Annotated in this window: 23 protein-coding genes; 15 read left to right on the top strand and 8 right to left on the bottom strand. The window is 62.6% G+C overall.

Annotation, left to right across the window (positions count from 1 at the left end):
- Positions 1-118: 118 nt before the first annotated feature.
- Positions 119-733 carry a glutathione transferase GstA gene (gstA, locus tag JQ553_RS00250; protein WP_212498748.1) on the bottom strand — a complete coding sequence of 205 codons (615 nt, stop codon included), beginning with the start codon at positions 731-733 and terminating at the stop codon, positions 119-121.
- A gap of 129 nt (positions 734-862) precedes the next feature.
- Here gstA and JQ553_RS00245 point away from each other — a divergent pair, with 129 nt between their 5' ends.
- From JQ553_RS00245 to JQ553_RS00230, 4 genes are all read left to right on the top strand, one after another.
- Complete coding sequence (locus JQ553_RS00245) at positions 863-1,351, top strand: MarR family winged helix-turn-helix transcriptional regulator (protein WP_212497883.1); 489 nt, start codon at positions 863-865, stop codon at positions 1,349-1,351.
- A 102-nt stretch (positions 1,352-1,453) separates the two neighbouring features.
- Entirely contained in the window at positions 1,454-2,824 is a 1,371-nt protein-coding gene (locus JQ553_RS00240; protein ID WP_212497882.1) for a glutamate--cysteine ligase, read from the top strand.
- Between the two features lie 242 nt (positions 2,825-3,066).
- On the top strand, positions 3,067-3,621 hold the full coding sequence (locus tag JQ553_RS00235; protein WP_212497881.1) for a PAN domain-containing protein: 555 nt from the start codon (positions 3,067-3,069) through the stop codon (positions 3,619-3,621).
- Positions 3,622-4,158: 537 nt separating this feature from the next.
- Positions 4,159-4,920: a DUF4239 domain-containing protein gene (locus tag JQ553_RS00230; RefSeq protein ID WP_212497880.1), complete on the top strand. Its 762-nt coding sequence runs from the start codon at positions 4,159-4,161 to the stop codon at positions 4,918-4,920.
- 11 nt (positions 4,921-4,931) lie between these two features.
- Here the strand turns inward: JQ553_RS00230 and JQ553_RS00225 are convergent, their stop codons facing one another.
- The 3 genes from JQ553_RS00225 to tldD form a co-directional block, all read right to left on the bottom strand.
- Positions 4,932-5,270 (bottom strand): MmcQ/YjbR family DNA-binding protein, encoded by a 339-nt coding sequence (locus tag JQ553_RS00225; RefSeq protein WP_212497879.1) that lies wholly within the window; start codon positions 5,268-5,270, stop codon positions 4,932-4,934.
- 229 nt (positions 5,271-5,499) lie between these two features.
- Positions 5,500-6,270: a signal peptidase I gene (lepB, locus tag JQ553_RS00220; RefSeq protein WP_212497878.1), complete on the bottom strand. Its 771-nt coding sequence runs from the start codon at positions 6,268-6,270 to the stop codon at positions 5,500-5,502.
- Positions 6,270-7,688: a metalloprotease TldD gene (tldD, locus tag JQ553_RS00215; protein ID WP_212497877.1), complete on the bottom strand. Its 1,419-nt coding sequence runs from the start codon at positions 7,686-7,688 to the stop codon at positions 6,270-6,272. Before tldD ends, lepB begins: the two co-directional genes overlap by 1 nt.
- A gap of 227 nt (positions 7,689-7,915) precedes the next feature.
- Here tldD and JQ553_RS00210 point away from each other — a divergent pair, with 227 nt between their 5' ends.
- Entirely contained in the window at positions 7,916-8,530 is a 615-nt protein-coding gene (locus JQ553_RS00210; protein ID WP_249143867.1) for a TlpA disulfide reductase family protein, read from the top strand.
- Between the two features lie 30 nt (positions 8,531-8,560).
- Here JQ553_RS00210 and JQ553_RS00205 read toward each other — a convergent pair whose 3' ends face one another.
- Positions 8,561-9,088 (bottom strand): invasion associated locus B family protein, encoded by a 528-nt coding sequence (locus tag JQ553_RS00205; protein ID WP_249143866.1) that lies wholly within the window; start codon positions 9,086-9,088, stop codon positions 8,561-8,563.
- A gap of 488 nt (positions 9,089-9,576) precedes the next feature.
- Between JQ553_RS00205 and coxB the strand changes: the two genes are divergently transcribed.
- The 9 genes from coxB (at position 9,577) to JQ553_RS00160 (ending at position 16,878) form a co-directional block, all read left to right on the top strand.
- Positions 9,577-10,419: a cytochrome c oxidase subunit II gene (coxB, locus tag JQ553_RS00200; protein WP_212497875.1), complete on the top strand. Its 843-nt coding sequence runs from the start codon at positions 9,577-9,579 to the stop codon at positions 10,417-10,419.
- Between the two features lie 96 nt (positions 10,420-10,515).
- Positions 10,516-12,132: a cytochrome c oxidase subunit I gene (gene ctaD, locus JQ553_RS00195; RefSeq protein WP_212497874.1), complete on the top strand. Its 1,617-nt coding sequence runs from the start codon at positions 10,516-10,518 to the stop codon at positions 12,130-12,132.
- Positions 12,133-12,192: 60 nt separating this feature from the next.
- Positions 12,193-13,131 (top strand): heme o synthase, encoded by a 939-nt coding sequence (locus JQ553_RS00190; RefSeq protein ID WP_212497873.1) that lies wholly within the window; start codon positions 12,193-12,195, stop codon positions 13,129-13,131.
- An 18-nt stretch (positions 13,132-13,149) separates the two neighbouring features.
- On the top strand, positions 13,150-13,314 hold the full coding sequence (locus tag JQ553_RS00185; RefSeq protein WP_212497872.1) for a CoxF protein: 165 nt from the start codon (positions 13,150-13,152) through the stop codon (positions 13,312-13,314).
- Between the two features lie 5 nt (positions 13,315-13,319).
- On the top strand, positions 13,320-13,961 hold the full coding sequence (locus JQ553_RS00180) for a cytochrome c oxidase assembly protein (RefSeq protein ID WP_212497871.1): 642 nt from the start codon (positions 13,320-13,322) through the stop codon (positions 13,959-13,961).
- A 156-nt stretch (positions 13,962-14,117) separates the two neighbouring features.
- Complete coding sequence (locus tag JQ553_RS00175) at positions 14,118-15,014, top strand: cytochrome c oxidase subunit 3 (RefSeq protein WP_212497870.1); 897 nt, start codon at positions 14,118-14,120, stop codon at positions 15,012-15,014.
- A 65-nt stretch (positions 15,015-15,079) separates the two neighbouring features.
- Positions 15,080-15,466: a DUF983 domain-containing protein gene (locus JQ553_RS00170; RefSeq protein WP_212497869.1), complete on the top strand. Its 387-nt coding sequence runs from the start codon at positions 15,080-15,082 to the stop codon at positions 15,464-15,466.
- Positions 15,463-16,218, top strand: a complete 756-nt coding sequence (locus JQ553_RS00165; protein WP_212497868.1) for an SURF1 family protein — start codon at positions 15,463-15,465, stop codon at positions 16,216-16,218. Before JQ553_RS00170 ends, JQ553_RS00165 begins: the two co-directional genes overlap by 4 nt.
- Positions 16,219-16,404: 186 nt before the next feature.
- Positions 16,405-16,878, top strand: a complete 474-nt coding sequence (locus JQ553_RS00160) for a VOC family protein (protein WP_212497867.1) — start codon at positions 16,405-16,407, stop codon at positions 16,876-16,878.
- Between the two features lie 42 nt (positions 16,879-16,920).
- Here the strand turns inward: JQ553_RS00160 and JQ553_RS00155 are convergent, their stop codons facing one another.
- From JQ553_RS00155 to JQ553_RS00145, 3 genes are all read right to left on the bottom strand, one after another.
- Positions 16,921-17,496, bottom strand: coding sequence for a CAP domain-containing protein (locus JQ553_RS00155; protein WP_212498746.1), 576 nt, complete (start codon positions 17,494-17,496; stop codon positions 16,921-16,923).
- Positions 17,497-17,897: 401 nt separating this feature from the next.
- Positions 17,898-19,640: an adenylate/guanylate cyclase domain-containing protein gene (locus tag JQ553_RS00150; protein WP_249143865.1), complete on the bottom strand. Its 1,743-nt coding sequence runs from the start codon at positions 19,638-19,640 to the stop codon at positions 17,898-17,900.
- 104 nt (positions 19,641-19,744) lie between these two features.
- Positions 19,745-20,707: a helix-turn-helix domain-containing protein gene (locus JQ553_RS00145; protein ID WP_212497866.1), complete on the bottom strand. Its 963-nt coding sequence runs from the start codon at positions 20,705-20,707 to the stop codon at positions 19,745-19,747.
- 354 nt (positions 20,708-21,061) lie between these two features.
- Here JQ553_RS00145 and JQ553_RS00140 point away from each other — a divergent pair, with 354 nt between their 5' ends.
- On the top strand, positions 21,062-21,589 hold the full coding sequence (locus JQ553_RS00140; protein WP_212497865.1) for a cupin domain-containing protein: 528 nt from the start codon (positions 21,062-21,064) through the stop codon (positions 21,587-21,589).
- Positions 21,590-21,806: the final 217 nt, after the last annotated feature.

Genomic DNA, 21,806 nt, shown 5'->3' with positions numbered 1-21,806 from the left:
GCGCCGGCCAAAACCTGCTTTCGCAGGGTCGGCAGCGGGGAGTGGGCAGCATCTTGTCGCAAACAGATAAGGGCCGGATCGGCGATCCGGCCCTTTCGCTATCTCTGAGGCCGAACCCTCACGCCTTCAGCAGGCCTTCCTTTTTCAGTGCCTCCTGAACCTTCGGGCGCGCGCCGACACGGGCCTTGTAGGCCATCAGATTCGGCAGGCCGGAGAAATCGAAGTTCAGCCGGTCGGTCGCCCAGACCAGCATTGTGAAGAGGTAGCCGTCGGCGACCGAAAACTGCTTGCCCATCAGGTAATCGCGGTCGCCGAGCTGGGTCTCCAGATATTTGAACTTGCCCATCACGCGGTCCTTGAAGAAGGCCTTGGCGTCGTCGGCGAGAACGGGCGAGAACATCGGTCCGAGATTCTTGTGCAGTTCGGTCGTGATGTAGTTCAGCCATTCGAGCAGCTTGTAGCGCTCGTTGGAATCGCGGGCCGGCGCAAGGTTCTTGTCCGCGACCTTGTCGGCGATCATCTGGACGATGATCGGCCCTTCGGTGACGAGTTCGCCCGAATCGAGCGCAAGCGCAGGCACCTGGCCCTTCGGGTTCACCTTCAGGAAATCGTCGCCGTTCTCGAGCTTCTTGGCGCGCAAATCGACCTTGACCAGATCGTAGGGGAGGCCGGCTTCGAGCAGCGCAATGTGGGGGGAGAGGGAGCAGGCTCCGGGGCTGTAGTAAAGCTTCATCGGCATTTTCCTTCCCTTGTTATTGGTGGCCGGAGCGGGAATGCTTACATGCATCTGCATGAAATAGTCAAGATTGATGCAGGTGCATTCAGTGCGCTACACTCCTCTCCGGGACCAATGGACTAGACCATGAAACGCAAGCCGTCGACCGAGGCAACTGCAGCCTGGATCCGCCTGATGCGCGTGCCAAGCCGTGTGCTGGACTGCGTCGAGCACGATTTGAAGAAAGCTGGCTTTCCGCCCCTTGCGTGGTATGACGCGCTGCTCGAACTGTCGCGCGCGCCCTCGGGCGAGCTGCGGCCGGTCGAACTCGAGCGGCAGATGCTGATCCCGCAATATTCCACGTCACGGCTGATCGATCGGCTGGTCGACGAAGGTCTCGCTGCCCGGCGCGAGTGCAAGATCGACAAGCGCGGCCAGTTCGTCGAGATAACCGAGGCCGGACGCGAACTGCAGAAGAAAATGTGGAGCGCCTATTCGGCCGCGATCGAGAAGTATGTCGGATCGAAATTGTCGGATGCCGATGCGGCGAAACTTTGCGGTCTGCTCGACCGCCTGGGTTGTTCCTGCAATGAAGTCACGGCGGCCCCTGCGCGAGACGGCGTGCTCGCCCGATGATATTCTTGGATCCCATTAACCGCGGTCCGCGGTCCCCTTGGGGGCGCGGATGTTCCTGCCACCACGCGCATTCGATCGAAGCGCCCTTGAGTTGGATTTCGTATGGCGCGTGACCAGATCGATATGACGCCGCTGCAATCGCGCGACGAACTTGTCTCGTGGCTTGAAGCCGGCGTAAAGCCCGAAGCCGAGTTCCGGATCGGCACGGAGCATGAGAAGACGCCGTTCACGCTCGAAGGCCATCAGCCGGTGCCTTACGCGGGTGCCAAGGGCATCGGTGCGCTGCTTGACGGCATGAAGCTCCTGCTCGGCTGGGAGCCGATCATGGAGCGCGGCAACATCATCGGCCTCTACGATGTCACCGGCGGCGGCGCGATCTCGCTCGAGCCGGGTGGCCAGTTCGAATTGTCCGGCGCGCCGCTCGATAATGTGCACCAGACGCAGGCGGAGCTGATGGCGCATCTCGCCCAGGTGCGCGAGATCGCGACGCCGCTCGGCATCGGCTTCCTGGGCCTCGGCATGACGCCAGCCTGGTCGCGGGCGCAGATCCCGGTCATGCCAAAGGGCCGCTACAAGATCATGACTGACTACATGCCGAAGGTCGGCAAATATGGTCTCGACATGATGTACCGGACCTGCACGGTGCAAACCAATCTCGACTTCTCCTCCGAAGCCGATATGGTCAGGAAGCTGCGTGTGTCGCTCGCGCTGCAACCGGTCGCGACCGCACTGTTCGCCAATTCGCCGTTCACCGAAGGCAAGCCGAACGGCTTCCTTTCGTTCCGCTCCGAGATCTGGCGCGATACCGACAATGCGCGCGCTGGCATGATGCCATTCGCGTTCGAGGACGGCATGGGCTTTGAACGCTATGTCGACTACGCACTCGACGTGCCGATGTATTTCGTCAAGCGCGGCGACGACTATATCGACGTCGCCGGCTCCTCGTTCCGCGCCTTCTTCGAGGGCCGCAACGAGCGCCTGCCCGGCGAGCGCCCGACCTTGTCGGACTGGGCCAACCACCTCTCGACGATTTTCCCGGAGGTGCGGCTGAAACGTTACCTGGAAATGCGCGGCGCCGACGGCGTGCCATGGGGTCGGCTGCCTGCGCTGCCGGCATTCTGGGTCGGGCTGCTGTACGACAATGACAGCCTGGATGCCGCTTGGGATATCGTGCGCCACTGGACCGCGTCCGAGCGCCAGGCATTGCGCGACGACGTGCCGCGTTTCGGCTTCAAGGCGCGGATCAGGGACCGATACCTGTTCGAGATCGCCAAGGAGTGTCTGATCCTGTCGCATGCCGGGCTGCGGCGGCGCGGCCGCATCGATCATCTCGGGCGCGACGAGAGCCGCTACCTCGATCCGCTGGAGCGGATCATCGAAGCCGGCCGCTCGCCGGCAGAGGAAATGCTGGAGAAGTTCAACGGCCCTTGGAACGGTTCGGTGGAACCGGCCTATCAGGAATACGCGTTCTAGAGAATTATTGGTTCTGATTGAATCAGAACCGAAGCGAACCGGGATCCACCGCGCTCGAATACGCCATAACAACGTCTCACCGGGGAGGCACTCCGGCCGCGTCGGCGGGGCGGGGATCAGCCGTTTGACGCCCCGGCGCGCGGATCCGGCCGCGGTCATGGGCCGTTCATCTGCCGTACAGGTTGATGGCGTTCAAATGGCCGACCGCGAAGGGTGGGCTGCGCGAATTTGAAAGCAATCTCATGGAATTAGGCCGCCTGTTGGGGGCATGTGTGGTGACGTTCGCCGTTTTGGCGGCCGTCGCCGTGGTGCGCCCGGCGTTGGCGCAGACCAATTTCGACCGTCCCGGCGGCGACTATCAGAACTCGCCCGTGAACTCCGGCGACCCTGCCGATTGCGCGCTCGCGTGCGAGCGTGATCGTCGCTGCCGCGCCTGGACCTTCAGCTATCCGACCGATGTGACCTCGGGCGCGGTGTGCTGGCTCAAGAGCACCGTGCCGCCGCGCGTTCAGGACCCTTGCTGCATCTCCGGCGTGCGCGGCGCCGGCGTGGTCGAACCGCGCAATGGCGCGTTCGAAACCTCGATCGACCGCTTTGGCGGCGATTACAAGAACTTTGAATTAAAGAGCAGCGACGGCGATGAAGCCTGCAAGGCGGCCTGCATCGCCGACAACAAGTGCCGCGCCTGGACCTATGCCCGCCCTGGCTATGCCGGCCGCGACGCGCATTGCTTCCTGAAGAAGGAGATCAAACCACCGCGCAGGAGGGCCGGGTTTACCTCCGGCGTGGTGCGGTAGGCCTCGTCCCACGCGCAACGCCCGGTGCACTTGAGAGAGGTCGGAATTCAAGCCAACGCGTCGGTACGATACGCCGACGATGGCGGCCCCGTACGAATTCCAGATGAAGGATTTCGGGGCACGTTCGCTTTCGGAAGTCCAGTCAAGCCGACGGCGGCGCGCGGGACGATGCCGGATAAGCTAGCCATCTGGCCATCGGTGCCGACGGCATTTGCGCCATCGTCGCGTCCGTCATCATCATTGTGCTTGTTCTTGCAAGGCCGCCAAAGGCCTCGCGTCTGCCCCAGAATCACGCCGCAGCATCTCAACCCCGGAGCCCTCGCGTTGGCGAATGCCTCCGCTGACCAGTACAGGCAGCCGGCTGCACGACCGCATTTCGGAGATTATCCCCTAACTGGACATGCGCGTGTCAATATCGACATGGGCGACATGCGCGCTCCGTTAAGTCCTCGTTCAACGTGACGTCAAGAACGAGTCTTTAGACAAGCCCGCACAATCGGAGCTACGATCAGCGGAGATGGTGGAGCATTCGCAAATATGAAGAATCTCTTGATTTCGTTGCTTGTGTTCGCGCTGATCTTTGGCGGCGCCCTGGCCGGCATGGCCGTTCGGCCGTTGTTGTCGGATCATCACTTGCACTCGGACTCCAAGGACGTCGTAAAGCTGACCACGGGCCTCATTGGCACACTGACCGCGCTCGTGCTTGGTCTGTTGATCGCATCCGCAAAAACCACGTTCGACCAGAAAACAAACCAGGTCCGGCAGATGACCGCAACGATCATTCTTCTGGACGATCTGGTTACGCAATACGGACCGGAAGCGACCACTCTCCGAAAGCTCCTGCGGCAAAGTATACCACCGATGGCTGATCGCATCTGGCGCGAACAAGCGAACCCGACCGGGAAACCCGCGGTCTTCGAGTCCAGCGTGGAGGCGTGGGCATTCTATAACGAGCTCGAACGGCTATCGCCGAACAACGATACACAACGTTCCCTGCAGTCTCGCGCTATTGCGGCTTTTACCGAAGGCGCGCAGATGCGATTGCAGTTGTTCACGCAGGCCGGCAGATCAATTCCGACGCCTTTTCTGGTAATCATGGTATTTTGGCTAAGCGTGATCTTTGTGAGCGCCACCCTTTTTGCGCGGGCGAATATCGTTGTCACGATCTCGCTGTTTGTATGCGCGCTGTCGTTTGCCGGCGCGATCTTTCTGGTTTTGGAGCTGGATGATCCCTTCACGGGACTCATGGGGATTTCAAGCTCGCTACTGCGGGGTGCACTTTTGCCGCTGAGCTCGTAAGCTTCGGTGGCTTATCTCTGGTCGAACGCCTTCACCGCCTTCTTCGATGCCAGCGTGCGCCAGTGCCGGCGCAGCAGCGGCTCGACGGTCGCACGATTTGCCTTCGACAGGCGGATCAGCACCATCGGGTAATCGCGGTAGTGGTCGGTGAAATAAAAGAGCTGCGGCTTGCTCTCGACGAGCATGTCGCGCTCGTCCTGTGGCACACCGGGCATCACCAGGCTGTCGCCGTCCTCCTTCAGCCGGGCCAGCATCTTCTTGCGCACTTTCAGCGCCGGCGTGCCGTACGAGGTGCCGTCCTCGACCTCCGGCCACGCCAATGCCATGAGTCTGACGTCGTCGAAAGTCATCGAGCCAGTCCATACTCTCCAAATCCCGAGGAGCGCGCTCGAGCATGATCCGGAAAAGTGTGTAGCGGTTCTCCCGTGCGGCAAGCGCATAGCGGTTGCGAGGAGATCATGCTCAGTGGAAGCGAGGAGATCATGATGCAATTCGACATATTCGCATCATGATTTTGAGCGGCATCACCGCTGGCCTCATGGCTGGAGACGGCGCCAAGGCGCCTCCTCACCATGAGGTTTACTGCACGGAGGTGAAGAACCGCGCGAGACGGAAGCCGGAGAGCCAGGTCCAGACCGGCTGGCTGCGTATGCCGATGTCCCAGGAGCCGACCACCGCGTCCGCTCGGCCGATCAGATTGTCGATCGGCAACAGGCCGACGCCGCCGTCGCGCACCGCCACGCGGCTGTCGGCGGAATTATCCCTGTTGTCACCGAGCACGAACAGCTTGCCGGAAGGCACCGTCACTTCCGGCGTGTTGTCGAGCCGGCCGTTGTCGCGCATCTTGAAGATCGCGTGGCTGATGCCGTTCGGCAGCGTTTCGATGTAGCGATAGGCTTCCTCGCCGCCGCCGCGGTCGTCCTCTGCGAAGCCCGTGCCGTCAGGCTTCAGGGCCGCCGGATGATCGTTGATGAAGAGCTGGCCCTGCCGCATCTGAATGCGGTCGCCGGGCAGCCCGACCACGCGCTTGACCCATGCCTGCGAGCGGTCGCCCGGCCAGCGGAACACGACGACATCGCCGCGCTTCGGCGTCTCGCCGAACAGGCGCCCGGTCTCCGGCAAGGTGATCTGGATCGGCAGCGAGGCCGCGCCATAGCCGTAAGGGAATTTCGAGGCCACCAGCGCGTCGCCGATCAGGAGTGTCGGCTCCATCGAGCCTGACGGCACGTAGAACGGTTCGGCGATCGCCCCCTTGGCCAGGAACACGACCGCCACAATTGCCGCCAGTTGCGCCGCCTGCGAGCGCCAGCTTGTCGGCTTGGCCGCCGCTATCTCCTTTGCGCTGCTCACTAGCCCGTACCTCCGACCGTAATCCGTTCCATCCGCAGTGTCGGTTGCCCGACGCCGACCGGCACGCCCTGGCCGTTCTTGCCGCAGGTGCCGATTCCCGTGTCGAGCGCAAGATCGTTGCCGATCATGGTGATCCTGTGGAGATCGGTCGGCCCGTTGCCGATCAGCATCGCGCCCTTCAGCGGCGCGCCGAGCCTGCCGTTCTCGATCTTGTAGGCCTCGGTGCACTGGAACACGTATTTGCCCGAAGTGATATCGACCTGGCCGCCGCCGAAATTCGCGGCGTAGATGCCGTTCTTCACCGAGGCGATGATCTCGCCTGGATCGCGGTTGCCGGCGAGCATGTAGGTGTTGGTCATGCGCGGCATCGGCACATGGGCGTAGCTCTGGCGACGTCCATTGCCGGTCGGTTTCATGTTCATCAGCCGGGCGTTCTGGCGGTCCTGCATGTAGCCGACCAGGATGCCGTCCTCGATCAGCACGGTGCGGCTGGTCGGGGTGCCCTCGTCGTCGATCGACAGCGAGCCGCGACGCGAGGCCATGGTGCCGTCATCCACCACGGTGACGCCCTTGGCCGCGACCTGCTGACCCATCAGGCCTGCGAATGCCGAAGTCTGCTTGCGGTTGAAATCGCCCTCGAGCCCGTGTCCCACGGCTTCATGAAGCATCACGCCGGGCCACCCGGATCCTAACACCACGTCCATCTCGCCGGCGGGGGCGGGCACCGATTCGAGATTGACCAGCGCCTCGCGCAGCGCGCCGTCGGCGGCGTCGCGCCATGCCTTGGTCTCGATGAAGCGCGCATAGCTTTCGCGGCCGCCATAGCCCTTGCTGCCGCTTTCCTGCCGGTCGCCCTCGCCGGCGACGACGGAAATATTGACGCGCACCAGGGGCCGGACGTCGCGATAGCTCTCGCCGTCGGGCCGCATGATCTCGACGACCTGCCAAGTCGCAGTCAGGCTCGCCGAGACCTGCCGCACCCGCGGATCCTTGTCTCGGACATAGGCGTCGATCTCGCCGAGCAGCTTGACCTTGGCCTCGAAACCCGGAGCATCAAGCGGATTATCGTCGCCATAGAGTTTGACGTTGGTGTGCGCCGGCGCCGCGGCAAAGCTGCCCGAATAGCCGCTGCGGACGGCTGCGACCGCGTCCGCCGCACGGATCAGTGCTGATACGGAGACGTCGGAGGAATGCGCATAGCCGACCGCGTCGTCCTTGACCGCGCGAAGGCCAAATCCCTGCGAGGTGTCGTAGGTCGCCTGCTTCAGCCGGCCATTGTCGAACACCAGCGCCTCTGTTTGCCCGAACTCCAGAAACAATTCGCCATCATCAGCTCCGGCGAGCCCGCGCGCCACCTCATGGCGGACGGCATCGCGATCGAGATTGGCGCGGTCGAGCAGGGAGGTCGTGGGGTTCATCGGGGGATTCCGTTGCCTGGGAGCGAAACCATCAAGATAGTCGCTTGGAGGCAGAGTTGCGAGGGCCTGCGCGAGCACGCCGCAGCGCTTTGGTATCGTTGGGACATTTCACCGATGGTTCGATCGCCCGGTAACGTCGATCTGATCCGGTGCGAGTGGACCCGCGCTACCATCGAATATATCCGGTTGCGACAAGCGGACCAATGCTGCACAGCCGGGGCCCCCTCATGATGTCGGATCAGACGGCAACGCGCCGCGCTTTTGTTGCGCGGCTGATCGGTGCGGGCGTCTCGCTCGCCACGCCGGCCATGCCGGCGCGCGCCGAACCGGGCGCACCGCCGCCATTCGAAACACTCCGGCACCAGTTCACGGAGCTTCGCGGCGCCTTGCCGGTCCCGTCGGTGCCGATCCCAAATCTCTCCGGCGGCGTGTTCGATCTGACGTCCTTTCGGGGCAAGGTCGTGCTGGTCAATTTCTGGGCGACCTGGTGCCCGGCATGCCGGGTCGAACTTCCGATGTTGGATCAGCTGGCGGCGAGCGGCCGCAGCGATCTCGCAGTCATCGCCATCGCGACCGATCACGATCGGTCCAAGGTTGCGCCTTTCGTGAAGAAACTGAAGCTTCGCAAACTCGCGATCGGATTCGATCCCGGCGGGCTGGTGGCACGGGCCGGTGCCGGCGCCGAAGTCAGCACACCGTTCGCACTTTACGGGATGCCGATTTCCTTTCTGCTCGGCGTCACCGGCCAGGCCGAAGGCTATATCGCCGGTGAAGCGGATTGGTTGTCCGGCGAGGCGCGCCAGTTGCTCGAATACTACGCCGCCGCCAGGCCGGGTGATTGAGCGGGCCACCTTGTGAGTGCTTCCGCCGCCTCACGGCAGCTTGTCATATCCCTCGCCGAGCCCGTTCAGGCTGAGCGGGAAGCCGATACCCTCTTCCGGGGTCTCGAAGATGATAAAGGTCGCCGTCTTGGCGTTGCGGAGTTGGCCGAGCAGCTTGTCGTCCATCACGACCTCGGCCACGCAGCCATTGGGCAGGCAGCGCACGAACCCGGCGCGACCGACGTCCTGGTTGTCGAGCTTCAGTCCAAGCCCGGAGGGCAACAGCACGCCGAGCGGCGCAACCACCCGCATCAGGCGGCTTTTCTGGTCGGCGGTTTTCAGCACGATCACGGTCAGTCCGGCGTTGGAGCGGTCTTCTGCCACCACGCTCTGGATCAGGGCGCATTGCTCGCTCTGTGCGCCCGGCGGGGTGTCGCAACGGATTTGCCAGTCGCCGTGAACCGAGCGCACCGCGCCTTGCGCGTACGCCGCGCCGGTCAGGCCGAGGGAAAGAGCGAGCAGCCCGCCCAGCCAACCGGCGAGTGCCCGACGTCTTACCTGCGTGTTCGAAGCGCCCATCCGGGTCGATCCTCTGAGGTTCGGTCAAGGTCCGGCCATCCGTTCGGCCGCCGGTAGCACGCGACCTTCGACTGATACCGCAATGACGGCGCCTTGAAGGCGGTCGCAAGGCCATTCGCGCCGGATCGGGGCTCCAGCAGGCCGAATCAGGTTCCTGTTGAGCGCCTCGTCTGTGGGTACATCCGGCAATTCCCCTGTCAAGCTGCGCCGCGAGCCAATCGGTGCCTTTTGCCTGATTTTGCGGGAAAATCCGAGGCCGGCCGCTTCGCCGCGCGCGCATGGCCTCCGATCCCACTACTGCATTGCGAGCGCCTGCGAATTATGGTTTGAGAGGCTGGATTTCGACGCGTTCTAGCGATTTGGCTTCCGTACCCTCCTTGACGCCAAGACGGGTACGTTCGGTAGGCCGTTTGTCAGGGCGGATCGTGCTGCATTTCCGGCTATTCGCCGGGGATGCGTTGGGGAAATATCAAGGGAGCGCGAGCGGCATGAAGTTGTCGATTGGCCGGGTGGGGCGGCATTTGCTGGGATTTACGGTGGCTGGCGTGGTGCTTGCAGCCGCCGGAACGGCGTCGTCTGCCGAGTTGGGACAGCCGGCGCCGTGGGAAATGACGCTGCAGCAATCCGCCACCGAGGTGATGGATTACATCCATTGGTTCCATAACTGGTTGCTCGCCACGATCACCATCATCACGCTGTTCGTGCTTGCGTTGCTGATCATCGTGGTGACGAAATTCAACGCCAGGGCCAATCCGGTTCCCTCCAGGACCACGCATAACACGCTGATCGAGGTGGCTTGGACGCTGGTGCCGGTGCTGATCCTGGTGACGATCGCGGTGCCGTCGTTCCGCCTGCTGTTTCTCCAGCTCGACATTCCGAAGCCCGACCTGACCGTCAAGGCGACCGGCAAGCAATGGTACTGGAGCTATGCGTATCCCGACAACGGCAAATTCGAATTCGATTCGCTGATGGCGCAGGACAAGCAACCGCGCCTGCTCGGCGTCGACAACGAGATGGTCGTGCCGGTGAACAAGGTGATCCGGGTCCAGACCACGGGCGCCGACGTGATCCACGCCTTCACAGTGCCGGCGTTCGGCATCAAGATCGACGCCATCCCCGGCCGGCTCAACGAGACCTGGTTCAAGGCCACCAAGACCGGCATGTTCTACGGCCAGTGCTCGGAACTGTGCGGCAAGGATCATGCATTCATGCCGATCGCCGTGCGGGTCGTGAGCGACCAGGAGTTCGCCAGTTGGGTGGAGACCGCGAAGAAGAAGTTCGCGACCAATCCCGCGAATTCGTATGCTTCGGCGGGACAAGCTGCGCAGTAAGCGCGCGGCCTTGATCTCAAGGCCGGCGCTTTCGGCGCGATCGAACTAGGGCGAGGGACCGAGAGGTCTAAGGGACTGCAAGGCAGGATTTGGAACATGGCAACAGGCGCAGCGACACACGGCGATCACGCCCATGACGACCATGCACACCACCCGACCGGGTGGCGGCGTTTCGTCTATTCGACGAACCACAAGGACATCGGGACGATGTACCTCGTCTTCGCGGTCGTGGCGGGCGTCATCGGCGCGGCGATGTCGATCGCAATCCGCATCGAGCTGATGTTTCCGGGGGTCCAGCTCTTCCACGAGACCCATACCTACAACGTGTTCGTGACCTCGCACGGCCTGATCATGATCTTCTTCATGGTGATGCCGGCGATGATTGGCGGGTTCGGCAACTGGTTCGTGCCGCTGATGATCGGGGCGCCCGACATGGCGTTCCCACGCATGAACAACGTCTCGTTCTGGCTGTTGCCGGCCTCCTTCGCGCTGCTCGTGATGTCGACCTTCGTCGAGGGCGAGCCGGGCGCCAACGGCGTCGGCGCGGGCTGGACCTTGTACGCGCCGCTGTCGACCTCGGGCCATCCGGGACCGGCGGTCGACTTCGCGATCCTGTCGCTGCATCTGGCGGGCGCCTCGTCGATCCTGGGCGCCATCAACTTCATCACCACGATCTTCAACATGCGTGCGCCGGGCATGACCCTGCACAAGATGCCGCTGTTCGTGTGGTCGATCCTGGTGACGGTGTTTCTGCTGCTGCTGTCGCTGCCGGTGCTCGCCGGCGCGATCACCATGCTGCTGACCGACCGCAATTTCGGCACCACCTTCTTCGCGGCCGATGGTGGCGGCGATCCCGTGCTGTTCCAGCACCTGTTCTGGTTCTTTGGCCACCCCGAAGTGTACATCCTGATTCTGCCGGGCTTCGGCATGGTCAGCCAGATCGTCTCCACCTTCTCGCGCAAGCCGGTATTCGGTTATCTCGGCATGGCCTACGCCATGGTCGCGATCGGCGGCATCGGCTTCGTGGTGTGGGCGCACCACATGTACACGGTCGGCATGTCCAGCGCGACGCAGGCCTATTTCGTCGCCGCCACCATGGTGATCGCGGTACCGACCGGCGTGAAGATCTTCTCCTGGATAGCCACGATGTGGGGCGGCTCGATCGAATTCCGCGCGCCGATGCTCTGGGCCATCGGCTTCATCTTCCTGTTCACGGTCGGCGGCGTCACCGGCGTCGTGCTGGCGAATGCCGGCGTCGACCGCGTGCTGCAGGAGACCTACTACGTCGTCGCGCACTTCCACTACGTGCTGTCGCTCGGCGCCGTGTTCGCCATTTTCGCGGGCTGGTACTACTGGTTCCCGAAGATGTCGGGCTACATGTACAACGAGACGCTCGCGAAGGCGCACTTCTGGGTCACCTTCGTCGGCGTCAACCTGGTGTTCTTCCCGCAGCACTTCCTCGGCCTTTCCGGCATGCCGCGCCGCTATGTCGACTATCCGGATGCCTTCGCGGGCTGGAATCTGATCTCCTCGATCGGCTCCTACATCTCCGGCTTCGGCGTGCTGATCTTCATCTACTGCGTGGTCGACGCTTTCATGCGCAAGCAGCAGGCGGCCGACAATCCGTGGGGCGCAGGTGCGACCACGCTGGAGTGGACGCTGCCGTCGCCGCCGCCGTTCCACCAGTTCGAAGTACTGCCGCGGGTGCAGTAGCCTCAAACACCGCGCGGCGCACCCTGGGTGCGCCGCGCTCTTAACGAAGCGAGATTTGTCTTGTCGGTTGTCGATCACAATGCCGTCGAGCTGCCCCGGATCTCCGAGGCCGAGGTCGGCGACTACATTGCGCTGCTGAAGCCGCGGGTGATGTCACTGGTGATCTTCACCGCGCTGGTCGGCCTCATGATCGCGCCGGTGCACGTCCATCCGGTGCTGGCGATCACCTCGATCCTCTGCATCGCGGTCGGCGCCGGCGCCTCCGGCGCGCTCAACATGGCCTATGAAGGCGACATCGACGCGCTGATGTCACGCACCGCCAACCGGCCGATCCCGCGCGGTCGCATCACGCAGGCGGAAGCGGCCGCGTTCGGCACCACGCTCGCCTTCTTCTCGGTGATGACGCTCGGCATCCTCGTCAACTGGGTGGCGGGCGCGCTGCTCGCCTTCACGATCTTCTTCTATGCCGTGGTCTATACGATGTGGCTGAAGCGCTGGACCGCGCAGAACATCGTGATCGGCGGCGCCGCCGGCGCGCTGCCGCCGGTGGTGGCCTGGGCGGCGGCAACCGGCTCGCTGTCGATGGAGCCGCTGCTCCTGTTCCTGATCATCTTCTTCTGGACCCCGCCGCATTTCTGGGCGCTGGCGCTGTTCCGCAGCGACGACTATGCGCGTGCCGGCATTCCGATGCTGCCGGTGGTCGCCGGCCCCGAAGCGACGCGGCTGCAGATCCTGCTCTACACCATCGTGCTGGTCGCGATCGCGCTGTCGCCGTGGCCGCTCGGCTATTTCGATGCGATCTACGGCGTCACCTCGCTGGTGCTCGGCGCCGGCATGTTGTGGCTTGCGATCAACGTCTATCGCCGCCGCGAGGGTGTCGAGGCCAATCGCGCCACCCGCAAGCTGTTCGCGTTCTCGATACTTTATCTGTTCGCGCTGTTCGCCGTCCTGCTTGCCGAGGTCGTCGTCCGCGCAATTGCGCCAGTCATCATCGGGTAGGGGGCGCATGGGATACCTATGGACGAGAAGCAGGAGCCAGAAGGAATCGTCCTCACCGAGGCGCAGCTCAAGAGCCGCCGCCAGCGGTCGATCGCCATCGCGCTCGCGCTCGGCGTCCTTGTCGTGCTGTTTTTTGCGGTCACCTTGGTCAAGGGGCCGGCCGTGCTGGTGCGACCGCTGTGAGTGAGATGGCAAACCAACCGACCACGCAGGAGACGCAAAGCCCGCGCGCCAGGACTTCGGGCCGTACGCTGACGCGCGACGCGGTGGTCGCCTCGGTCTGCGGCTTCGTGGTGGTGCTGATGGTCGGCGCATCCTACGCGGCCGTGCCGTTCTACAACTGGTTCTGCCGCGCGACGGGCTTCAACGGCACGACCCAGGTCGCGACCTCCGCACCGTCGGATGCGCCGCTCGCCCGCACCATCACCGTCAGCTTCGATTCCAACGTCGCGCCGGGCCTGCCCTGGAAGTTCGAGCCGGAGCAGAACAATATCGACGTCAAGCTCGGCGAGGTGGTCACCGTGTACTATACCGTGACCAACCAGTCGGCGCGGACCACCACGGGACAGGCCGCCTACAACGTCGCGCCGCTGACGGTCGGCGCCTACTTCCAGAAGATCAACTGCTTCTGCTTCACCGAACAGACCATGGCGCCGGGCGAAAAGCGCGAGATGCCGGTGGTGTTCTATGTCGATCCGAAGCTTGCAAAGGACAGCGAGAACGACACGCTGAAATCGATCACATTGTCCTACACCTTTTTCCCCGTGCGTGATCCCGCGCCGAAGCCGGTTGCGGCAGGCGAGGCGGATCAGCGCAAGGGCAGTTTGTGAGACGCGCATGATACGGACCCGGACGGCCACGCTGGTGCAAAACGGACCCGGCTTCCCTTGCGGCAAGCGCGCAGCGTTTGCGCCGCGTTCAGGCGCCAAGGGGTGAGAATTTGAGACGCAGACGTGCCTCACGGCACGCGAATGGAGAGACGGCAAATGGCTGAGGCGCAAGTCAAGCATCACGACTATCATCTGGTCGACCCGAGCCCGTGGCCCGTGGTCGGCTCGATCTCGGCCTTCATCATGGCGGTCGGCGCGATCGGCTGGATGCATCACATGTATTCGGCGGCCCCGATGGTGTTCGGCATCGGCGCCATCGGCGTGCTCTACACCATGGCGAGCTGGTGGGCGGACGTGATCAAGGAAGCCCAGTACAAGGGCGACCACACCCGCGTGGTGCAGATCAGCCACCGCTACGGCATGATCCTGTTCATCGCCTCCGAGGTGATGTTCTTCGTTGCCTGGTTCTGGGCGTTTTTCAACTCCGCGCTGTTCCCGGCCGACGCGGTCCACGCCACCCGCGACGCGGTGTTCGGCTGCGGTCCCGGCACCCAGATGGGCGCCTGCAACGTGCCCGGCACCTGGCCGCCGAAGGGCATCGAGACCTTCGACCCCTGGCACCTGCCGCTGCTCAACACGCTGTTGCTGCTGACCTCGGGCACGACAGTGACATGGGCGCATCATGCGCTGCTCGAGAACGACCGTCAGGGCCTGAAATACGGCCTGATCCTGACCGTGATCCTCGGCGCCTGCTTTACCATGGTGCAGGCCTATGAGTATGCGCACGCGACGTTCTCCTTCGCCGGCAACGTCTACGGCGCGACCTTCTTCATGGCGACCGGCTTCCACGGCTTCCACGTGCTGGTCGGCACCATCTTCCTGCTGGTCTGCCTGTTCCGCGCCTATGCCGGCCATTTCACGCCGAAGCAGCACCTCGGCTTCGAGTTCGCCGCCTGGTACTGGCATTTCGTCGACGTGGTCTGGCTGTTCCTGTTCATCTGCATCTACGTCTGGGGCCGCGGCGCCGAGGTCATGGCCCACGGCGCGCACTAACCGCAGTCAACGTGCTAAGAGAGGGGCGGCCGGATGGCCGCCCCTCTTGCTTTCGAAGAGAGCCGATGTCGGAAACACTGCCCACGGTGACCGAGAGCGCGCTACGCGGCATCGCCTGCAAGTGCCCGCGCTGCGGCAAGGGCAAGCTCTATGCCGGATTCCTCGCGCTGGCGCCGCGCTGCGATTCCTGCGGGCTCGACTATGCGTTCATCGATTCCGGCGACGGGCCTGCGATCTTCATCATCATGCTGGCGGGGGCGATCGTGGTCGCGGCGGCGCTGATCGTCGAGGTGAAGTACCAGCCGCCGTTCTGGGTTCATGCCGCGCTTTGGCTGCCGCTGATCGCCGCGACCACGCTGTTACCGCTGCGCGTGATGAAGTCGCTGCTGATCGCGCTGCAATTCCACCACAAGGCCGCACCGGGCCGGCTGATCGACCGCGAGCCGAAATGAGCGGTGCGACGGCGCGCCGGCGCGGCGGCGCCGGCTTCGGGATTTTCACGCTCGTCATGGTGGCGGCCTTCGTTGGCCTCGGCGTCTGGCAATTGCAGCGCCGTGTCGAGAAGCACGCGCTGATCGCCGCGCTCGATGCGCGGCTCGCGGCCCGGCCGGAAAGCTTGCCGCTGGCATCGGCATGGGCCGCGCTGACGCCGGCGAAAGACGAATTCCGCCGCGTCAGCTTCACCGCAACTTACGCAAGACTGCCGGATGCGATGGTCTACAGCTCCGGCTCCGCGGTGCGCGACGACGTCGCCGGTCCCGGCACCTGGGCGTTCCTGCCGGCCAAGCTCGAAGGCGGGGAGACCATCGTGATCAATGCCGGCTTCGTGCAGAACACGATGCAGGACCGCGCCTTCGAGGATCGCATCGCCGGCCGCCTCGTCACCGGCGCGCCCACGCAGCTCACGGGCTACATCCGCTTTCCCGAAAAAGCCGGTGCGCTGACGCCCAAGGAAGATCTGCCGAAGCGGCTGTGGTTCACCCGCGATCATCTCGCGATGGCACGGGTCCTCGGCTGGAGCGAGGTCGCGCCGTTCTACATCGATCTCGAGACGCCGGTGCCGGAGAGCGGAGTTCCACGACCCGGTCCGCTGCAGGTCCACCTCAAGGACGACCACATGCAGTACGCGATCACCTGGCTCTCGCTCGCGGCGGCAATCGCGATCGCGTTCGGAGTGTGGTGGCGCGGGCAACGGCGCGCCTGACTGGTTCCGGGCTTGCCGGATTTGACGCTGTGCGCGTTGCGCGCCTGGCAAGTCGTGTTCCCGCTCGACGGCCATAGCGTCTCGGTTTTGATTCAATCAGAACCGAGAATGCGCGGCAGCGAGGCTTCATCTGAACAGGGGCCACGAGATGAGGCGTGAATTGGAATAAAACCGAAAGGACTCGCAATGGCAAAGAACACGATTTGCCTCTGGTACGACAAGGACGCCGAGGCTGCCGCACGTTTCTATGCCGAGACCTTCCCCGACAGCGCAGTGGGCGCCATACACCGTGCCCCCGGTGACTATCCTTCCGGGAAGGCCGGTGACGTGCTGACGGTCGAATTCACGGTTGCCGGCGTCCACTGTCTCGGCCTCAACGGCGGTCCCGCGTTCAAACATAACGAAGCGTTCTCGTTCCAGATCGCCACCGACGACCAGGACGAAACCGACCGCTACTGGAACGCCATCGTCAACAATGGCGGGCAGGAAAGCGCCTGCGGCTGGTGCAAAGACAAGTGGGGCATTTCCTGGCAAATCACGCCGCGCGTGCTGACCGAGGCGCTGGCGGTTGGCGGCGATGAAGCAAAGCGCGCATTCAAAGCGATGATGGATATGAAGAAGATCGACGTCGCCGCGATCAAGGCGGCGCGACGCGGTTGACGTTGCACTTGCAGTGCTTCGCCTCCGACCTTGTGCTTCGCCTCAAATGCAAAGGCCGAGCAGCTTGATGTGGCAGCCGCTGGATTTGGGCCGGCCTGAGGGAGCGACCTCACGTTGCACAGCGACGAGAGGCTCCTTGTCTTTCTTGCCCTTACCTCGTTTCAGCTCGTAATCGCCGGCGATCACCATGGCCCAATAGGTGCGCTTGCCGCTGGCATCCTTGGCACTCGCAATCCCGACTCGGGAGGCATTGTGCAACAACAGGTTCTTGCGGTGCCCGGAGGAGTCGATCCACTGGCCGAGCGTCTTCTCGAAACTCTCGTACCCGTAGGCAATGTTCTCGGCAGCGAGGCCCGCGCGCGCCGGCGCGATCCGCGCGGAAAACGAGCTGAGCACCTCATGACTGAGATCATCCTTCGCCGCCATCGCTCGCGCCTGGTCCAGTGCAATGCGGTCGAGGGTTGCATCGCGCACTACGCGGGCCTCGCCATGCTTGAGGCGGAAGCTGGAGATCAGTTCGGCCGGAGACTCGGCGGCCATGACAGGCGTCGCCAGCAGCAGAAAGCCTGCGATCAGTCCGCCAACCGCACCACGTGTCATCGTCCCCCAACTGCCCATTGCTTGCCAAGCCAGCGTGATACCCGGCCGCTTGTCCACCGGCATTGTGGACGCTTCAAGGCACGGGCGCAATTGCTCCAAGCCGCCCCCGCAAAAAGATCGTGCGCAAACAAGGAGATAGGGTCATCATGCGATTCGATATGATCGTATCAAGACCTTAAGGCGGGTTCCGTGCGCGAGCAGCGGTCAATGATGTCGGCCTCGCTGGCGTCTCCTTCTGAGGCACAACCGCCGTGATTTGCTGACCGGCCGGATTGCAGCGAACACCGAAAAGGTTCGCTTCTGAGCGAAGAGCGGAAGTGGCTTGCCGACTTCACAAACGGCACTCATGGACCCCTTGCCGACATGCAAGTCGGACGCGTTGGATCGGCGAGGTCGCCTTTTTGACCCCAAGCCAGACATCACCCCTCCGGTACCCCGGCCAGGCGCATACCCTCATAGATGCGCTCGCGTCCGGCGAGATGAGTTGGATTATCACTCGCTGCGCCGAGGCGGAATCGGCGGATGGTAAAGCTTGGATCGAGCGCAAGTCCTGCCTTCGCAGCGGCCCGCGCCTCATCCAGCGAACCGAGCAGCGCCAGGACAGCGGCGAGCCCAAAATGCGTGATGGGATAATTTCGGTTGGCCTCGAGGCTTCGACGGAACCAAGCTACTGCTTCGGCGTCGGCATTGAGTTGCACTTTGGCGAAGCCGACCATCTGCAGCCAACGGAAGGCGGAGATGTCGCGAGGAGAGAGGCGGAGTGCTTCGTTGACATGGGCCTCAGTCTCTGTGCCGCGACCCAGAGAATTCTTGGCGAAACCGATGGCCGCGTGCGCATTGGCCAGATTTCGATCCAATACCAACGCTCGCTCGCACTCGGCGATGCCTAGAGCCGCGCGGTTCGTAAAAATTTGGACTATCCCTAATATCATGTGGGCCAGGGCGTGGTTCGGCGCGAGAGACAGCGCCTTTGTCAACATCGTCTCGGCTGCCGCGAGATGCGCGATCCGGTCGTCGGTCAGGAAGATCGCTCCGATGGACGCATCCACCAACGCCACACCGACCATCGCTCCGATATGTCCTGGATCGAGCGCTAAGGCTCGTTCAAAAAAGCTGCGGGCTTGTGCCATCGATTCGGACGTCATCCCCTTGTTCCACAAGGCCACGCCTCGGAAATGGAGGTCCATCGCATCGGGATGCGGCGACCGTTCCGCTCGGCGCGCTTCAACCGCGGTGAGCTGGGCGTCCAGCGTATTGGCGAGCCTTGCTACAATTTCGTCCTGCGTATCGAAAAGGTCGGTGACGGGCTTGTCGAAGCGTTCGGCCCATAGATGCGACCCGGTTTCCGCGTCAATCAGCTGCACATTTACTCGAAGCCGATTACCGCCACGCTGCACGGAGCCTTCGAGCAAGTAGCGAACATTTAACTCGCGGCCGATCTGTTTGAGATCAACAGCCTTGTTTTTATAGGTAAATGCGGTGTGTCGACCGATGACGAATGCGCCACTGATGCGCGACAGGTCGGTCGTAAGGTTCTCGGTCACGCCATCGACAAAATGATCTTGCTCGGTATCGCCCCCGAGGTTCATGAAAGGCAGGACGACGATCGAAAGTCGTGGCGCTCGAAGCACGGCCGGTCCCGCGCGAACGACTGGTGTCGGCGGGTTAGATCCTCCTTGGAGCACAGCGTAGGCTCGCACTGGCCGGTCGATGTTTTTGAGGTTCTGCTCGCCAAGATCGGCGAATTCAACCTCGACCTTGTCTCGGATTTGATCGTAGGCGGCAGACGAGATGCAGATACCGCCGGGCTCTGCGATGCTCTCGAGCCGCGCCGCAATATTAACGCTGTCTCCAAAGATGTCATGAGGCTCAACGATTACGTCGCCGATGTTGATGCCCACGCGGAAAGCAACACGCCTGTCTTCCGCGTCATCGATTGTAAGTTGCCCGATGCGGGTCTGAAACTGCACGGCAGTTCGGACGGCTTCGACCGCGCTCGGAAACTCCGCCAAGAACCCGTCGCCGATGTTCTTCACGATGCGGCCGCCGTGTTCGGCGATTGCCGGCGCGACAGCGTCCGCGAGGAACGCCGTCAGCCTGGCGTAGGTAGCCTCTTCGTCCTCGTGCATCAGCCGCGAATAGCCAGCCACGTCGGCAGCCATTATCGCCGCCAACCTACGCTCAACCCGGACTGGCCGCTCCTGCGCTATGGTACGCAATCCAACAGGCATCATGCGATCTCGCTCCGCTGGCCGATGTCTACGCATCAACTGTCGCCGGAAACATACCCTTCTGCGGCTGCGCTGGGCGCGCACCCAAATCGAAGGCGGAACGTTCGAGAAAAATGCGCGTAGTCGCCGAACCCGCACGCATTGGAAATCTCGGCAAGCGGCTGGCCCGACCTGGTTAGTTTTCGTCTACTCAGAAGATGTGCAGCGTGATCCAGTCGAAGCGACTGGATGAACCGGCTACACGTTGTTCCGCGCGCCGTGAACAGTTTCTGGAGATAGCGCAACGAAATTCCAGCCTCGCTGGCCACATCGCGAAGGGAAAGGTCGGGATCGGAGAAGCGGCTTCTGGCGATGCTGCAGACGCGCGTGAACAGCTTGTCGGTGTAGGAGGAATTACGCGGCAGATCAGAAACGGCGAATAGGGCGCCGAGCAGGTCGTAGATCGCGAGCTGGATGTAGGGCTGGGCCGCAGCGGATGAAGTATCGTCCTCGCCAAGGCCTTCCGAAACGAAACGGAATAGGAGGCGACACGCGGGTATTGTACCGTGCCAGTACATTCCGCCGCGCGGTTCGAAGCCCAAGTGGGAAATCAGCGGCCGTCGTGGCATAGACAGAGAGAGCCATCGGCACGACGTGTCACCGGAGATCAGACTTACTGGCCGGGCCACATCGACAAATCCAATGTCGCCCACAGCAAGCTTGGTCACACGATCGTTGTGGATCAGTGTGGACCGGCCGGAGATCTGAAAAACTGCGTTGTAGTAATCGCTGCTATCGAGGCGAGGGTCCCGGCTCATCCGTTCGAATCTGCTGACGCCGGGGCTTGCAAATGCAGTTTCGAGCGCGACAATCCCCCACATGCATGAGCCACGGACCGAACCTTTGAACGCTGCGGGTTCGACGCTCTGAGAACTGATAACACCGACTGAGCGGATGCCGGTTCGCCACGTCTCGTAATCCGATGTTGGCCCGATGAGAAAGTCACTGCAGCCAGTCATCTTGCCTTCCCTTTCGCAACGAGGAATGAAGCAAAACTATCTACTCCAGGTCGGCGCAAGTCTGAATGCTGCAACAGCGGTACACCAAAATGTGTTTCCGAGCCGCTGCTGAAATAACGAGTTCCTGTTCGTTGGAGCAGTGCGCGCTACCGCATCGGAAGGGGCGCGCCAGCCACTCGACGTTCATCCCCATTGTTCTAGATATCAGCCGCCGAGAGTGATTGGACCAGCACAGCAGTCCTTGTGCCGGTCTGCCGGCTCTTTGGTGACGATGGCGTCAAACCGCTGCGGTCAACAAGTCGAGTGTCACCTGCAAGTGTCTTGCCCGCAACATCATGCAAAAGGTCTCTGACAATGTCTGACGATCTCAATTTGAACAATCGTCGCTCGACGAGCGCAACCGATGCCCAAGAAGTGTTTTCCCCGCAGAAACACTTGCGTCCGATCAACGAGTATCTCACGGCAGTTTCCGATGATGCTGGAGATTACTGTCTGATCCGATGTACCCTGCCCGCGGGCGCGGTGGTGCCGATGCATGGTCACGCCGATCGAGAGACGTTTTACGTTGTGTCCGGGAACATAAATGCTCTCAACGGAGATCGTTGGGAGGAGCTTGGCCCGGGCGACGTCTTTGATGTGCGAGACGGGGTCAAGCACGCCTGGAGAAACGCGTCGGAAGTGGCCGCTTCGATCATATGCGTGACAACAACAAGGATGGCTCGGTTTCTGCAGGAGATATCGAGTTCGGCTGCCGGCTCTTTGCCGGAAGAGCAAGCTCAACGCTTCCTCAAGCTTGTCCAAGCAAACGGGTATTGGCTCGCAAGTCCGGAAGAGAACGCGGCGGTCGGATTGACTGTCGATTGGAACGGAGTTGGCGACTGACTTCGGCTCCTTCTTGCGCTGGATGCCAGATAGAAGGCGGTTATGCCGTCAAACCCGGATGCGCCAGGAAATGCAAAAGCGGCCTGCGCCAAAGGGCGTCTACAATGCGGGGTACGACGCTGTTTCTCAACAATGAAATGTGTCTTCGCACCATACGAGGATCGTCGTGCACAACGCGCGTTTTTCCCGGCACTGGAGTTATGGATCTCCACGAGCC

Origin of the sequence: Bradyrhizobium lablabi, from assembly GCF_018131005.1 — a bacterium.
In the GTDB taxonomy this organism is placed as follows: domain Bacteria; phylum Pseudomonadota; class Alphaproteobacteria; order Rhizobiales; family Xanthobacteraceae; genus Bradyrhizobium; species Bradyrhizobium lablabi_D.
This window is presented reverse-complemented; position numbering and strand designations above follow the sequence as displayed.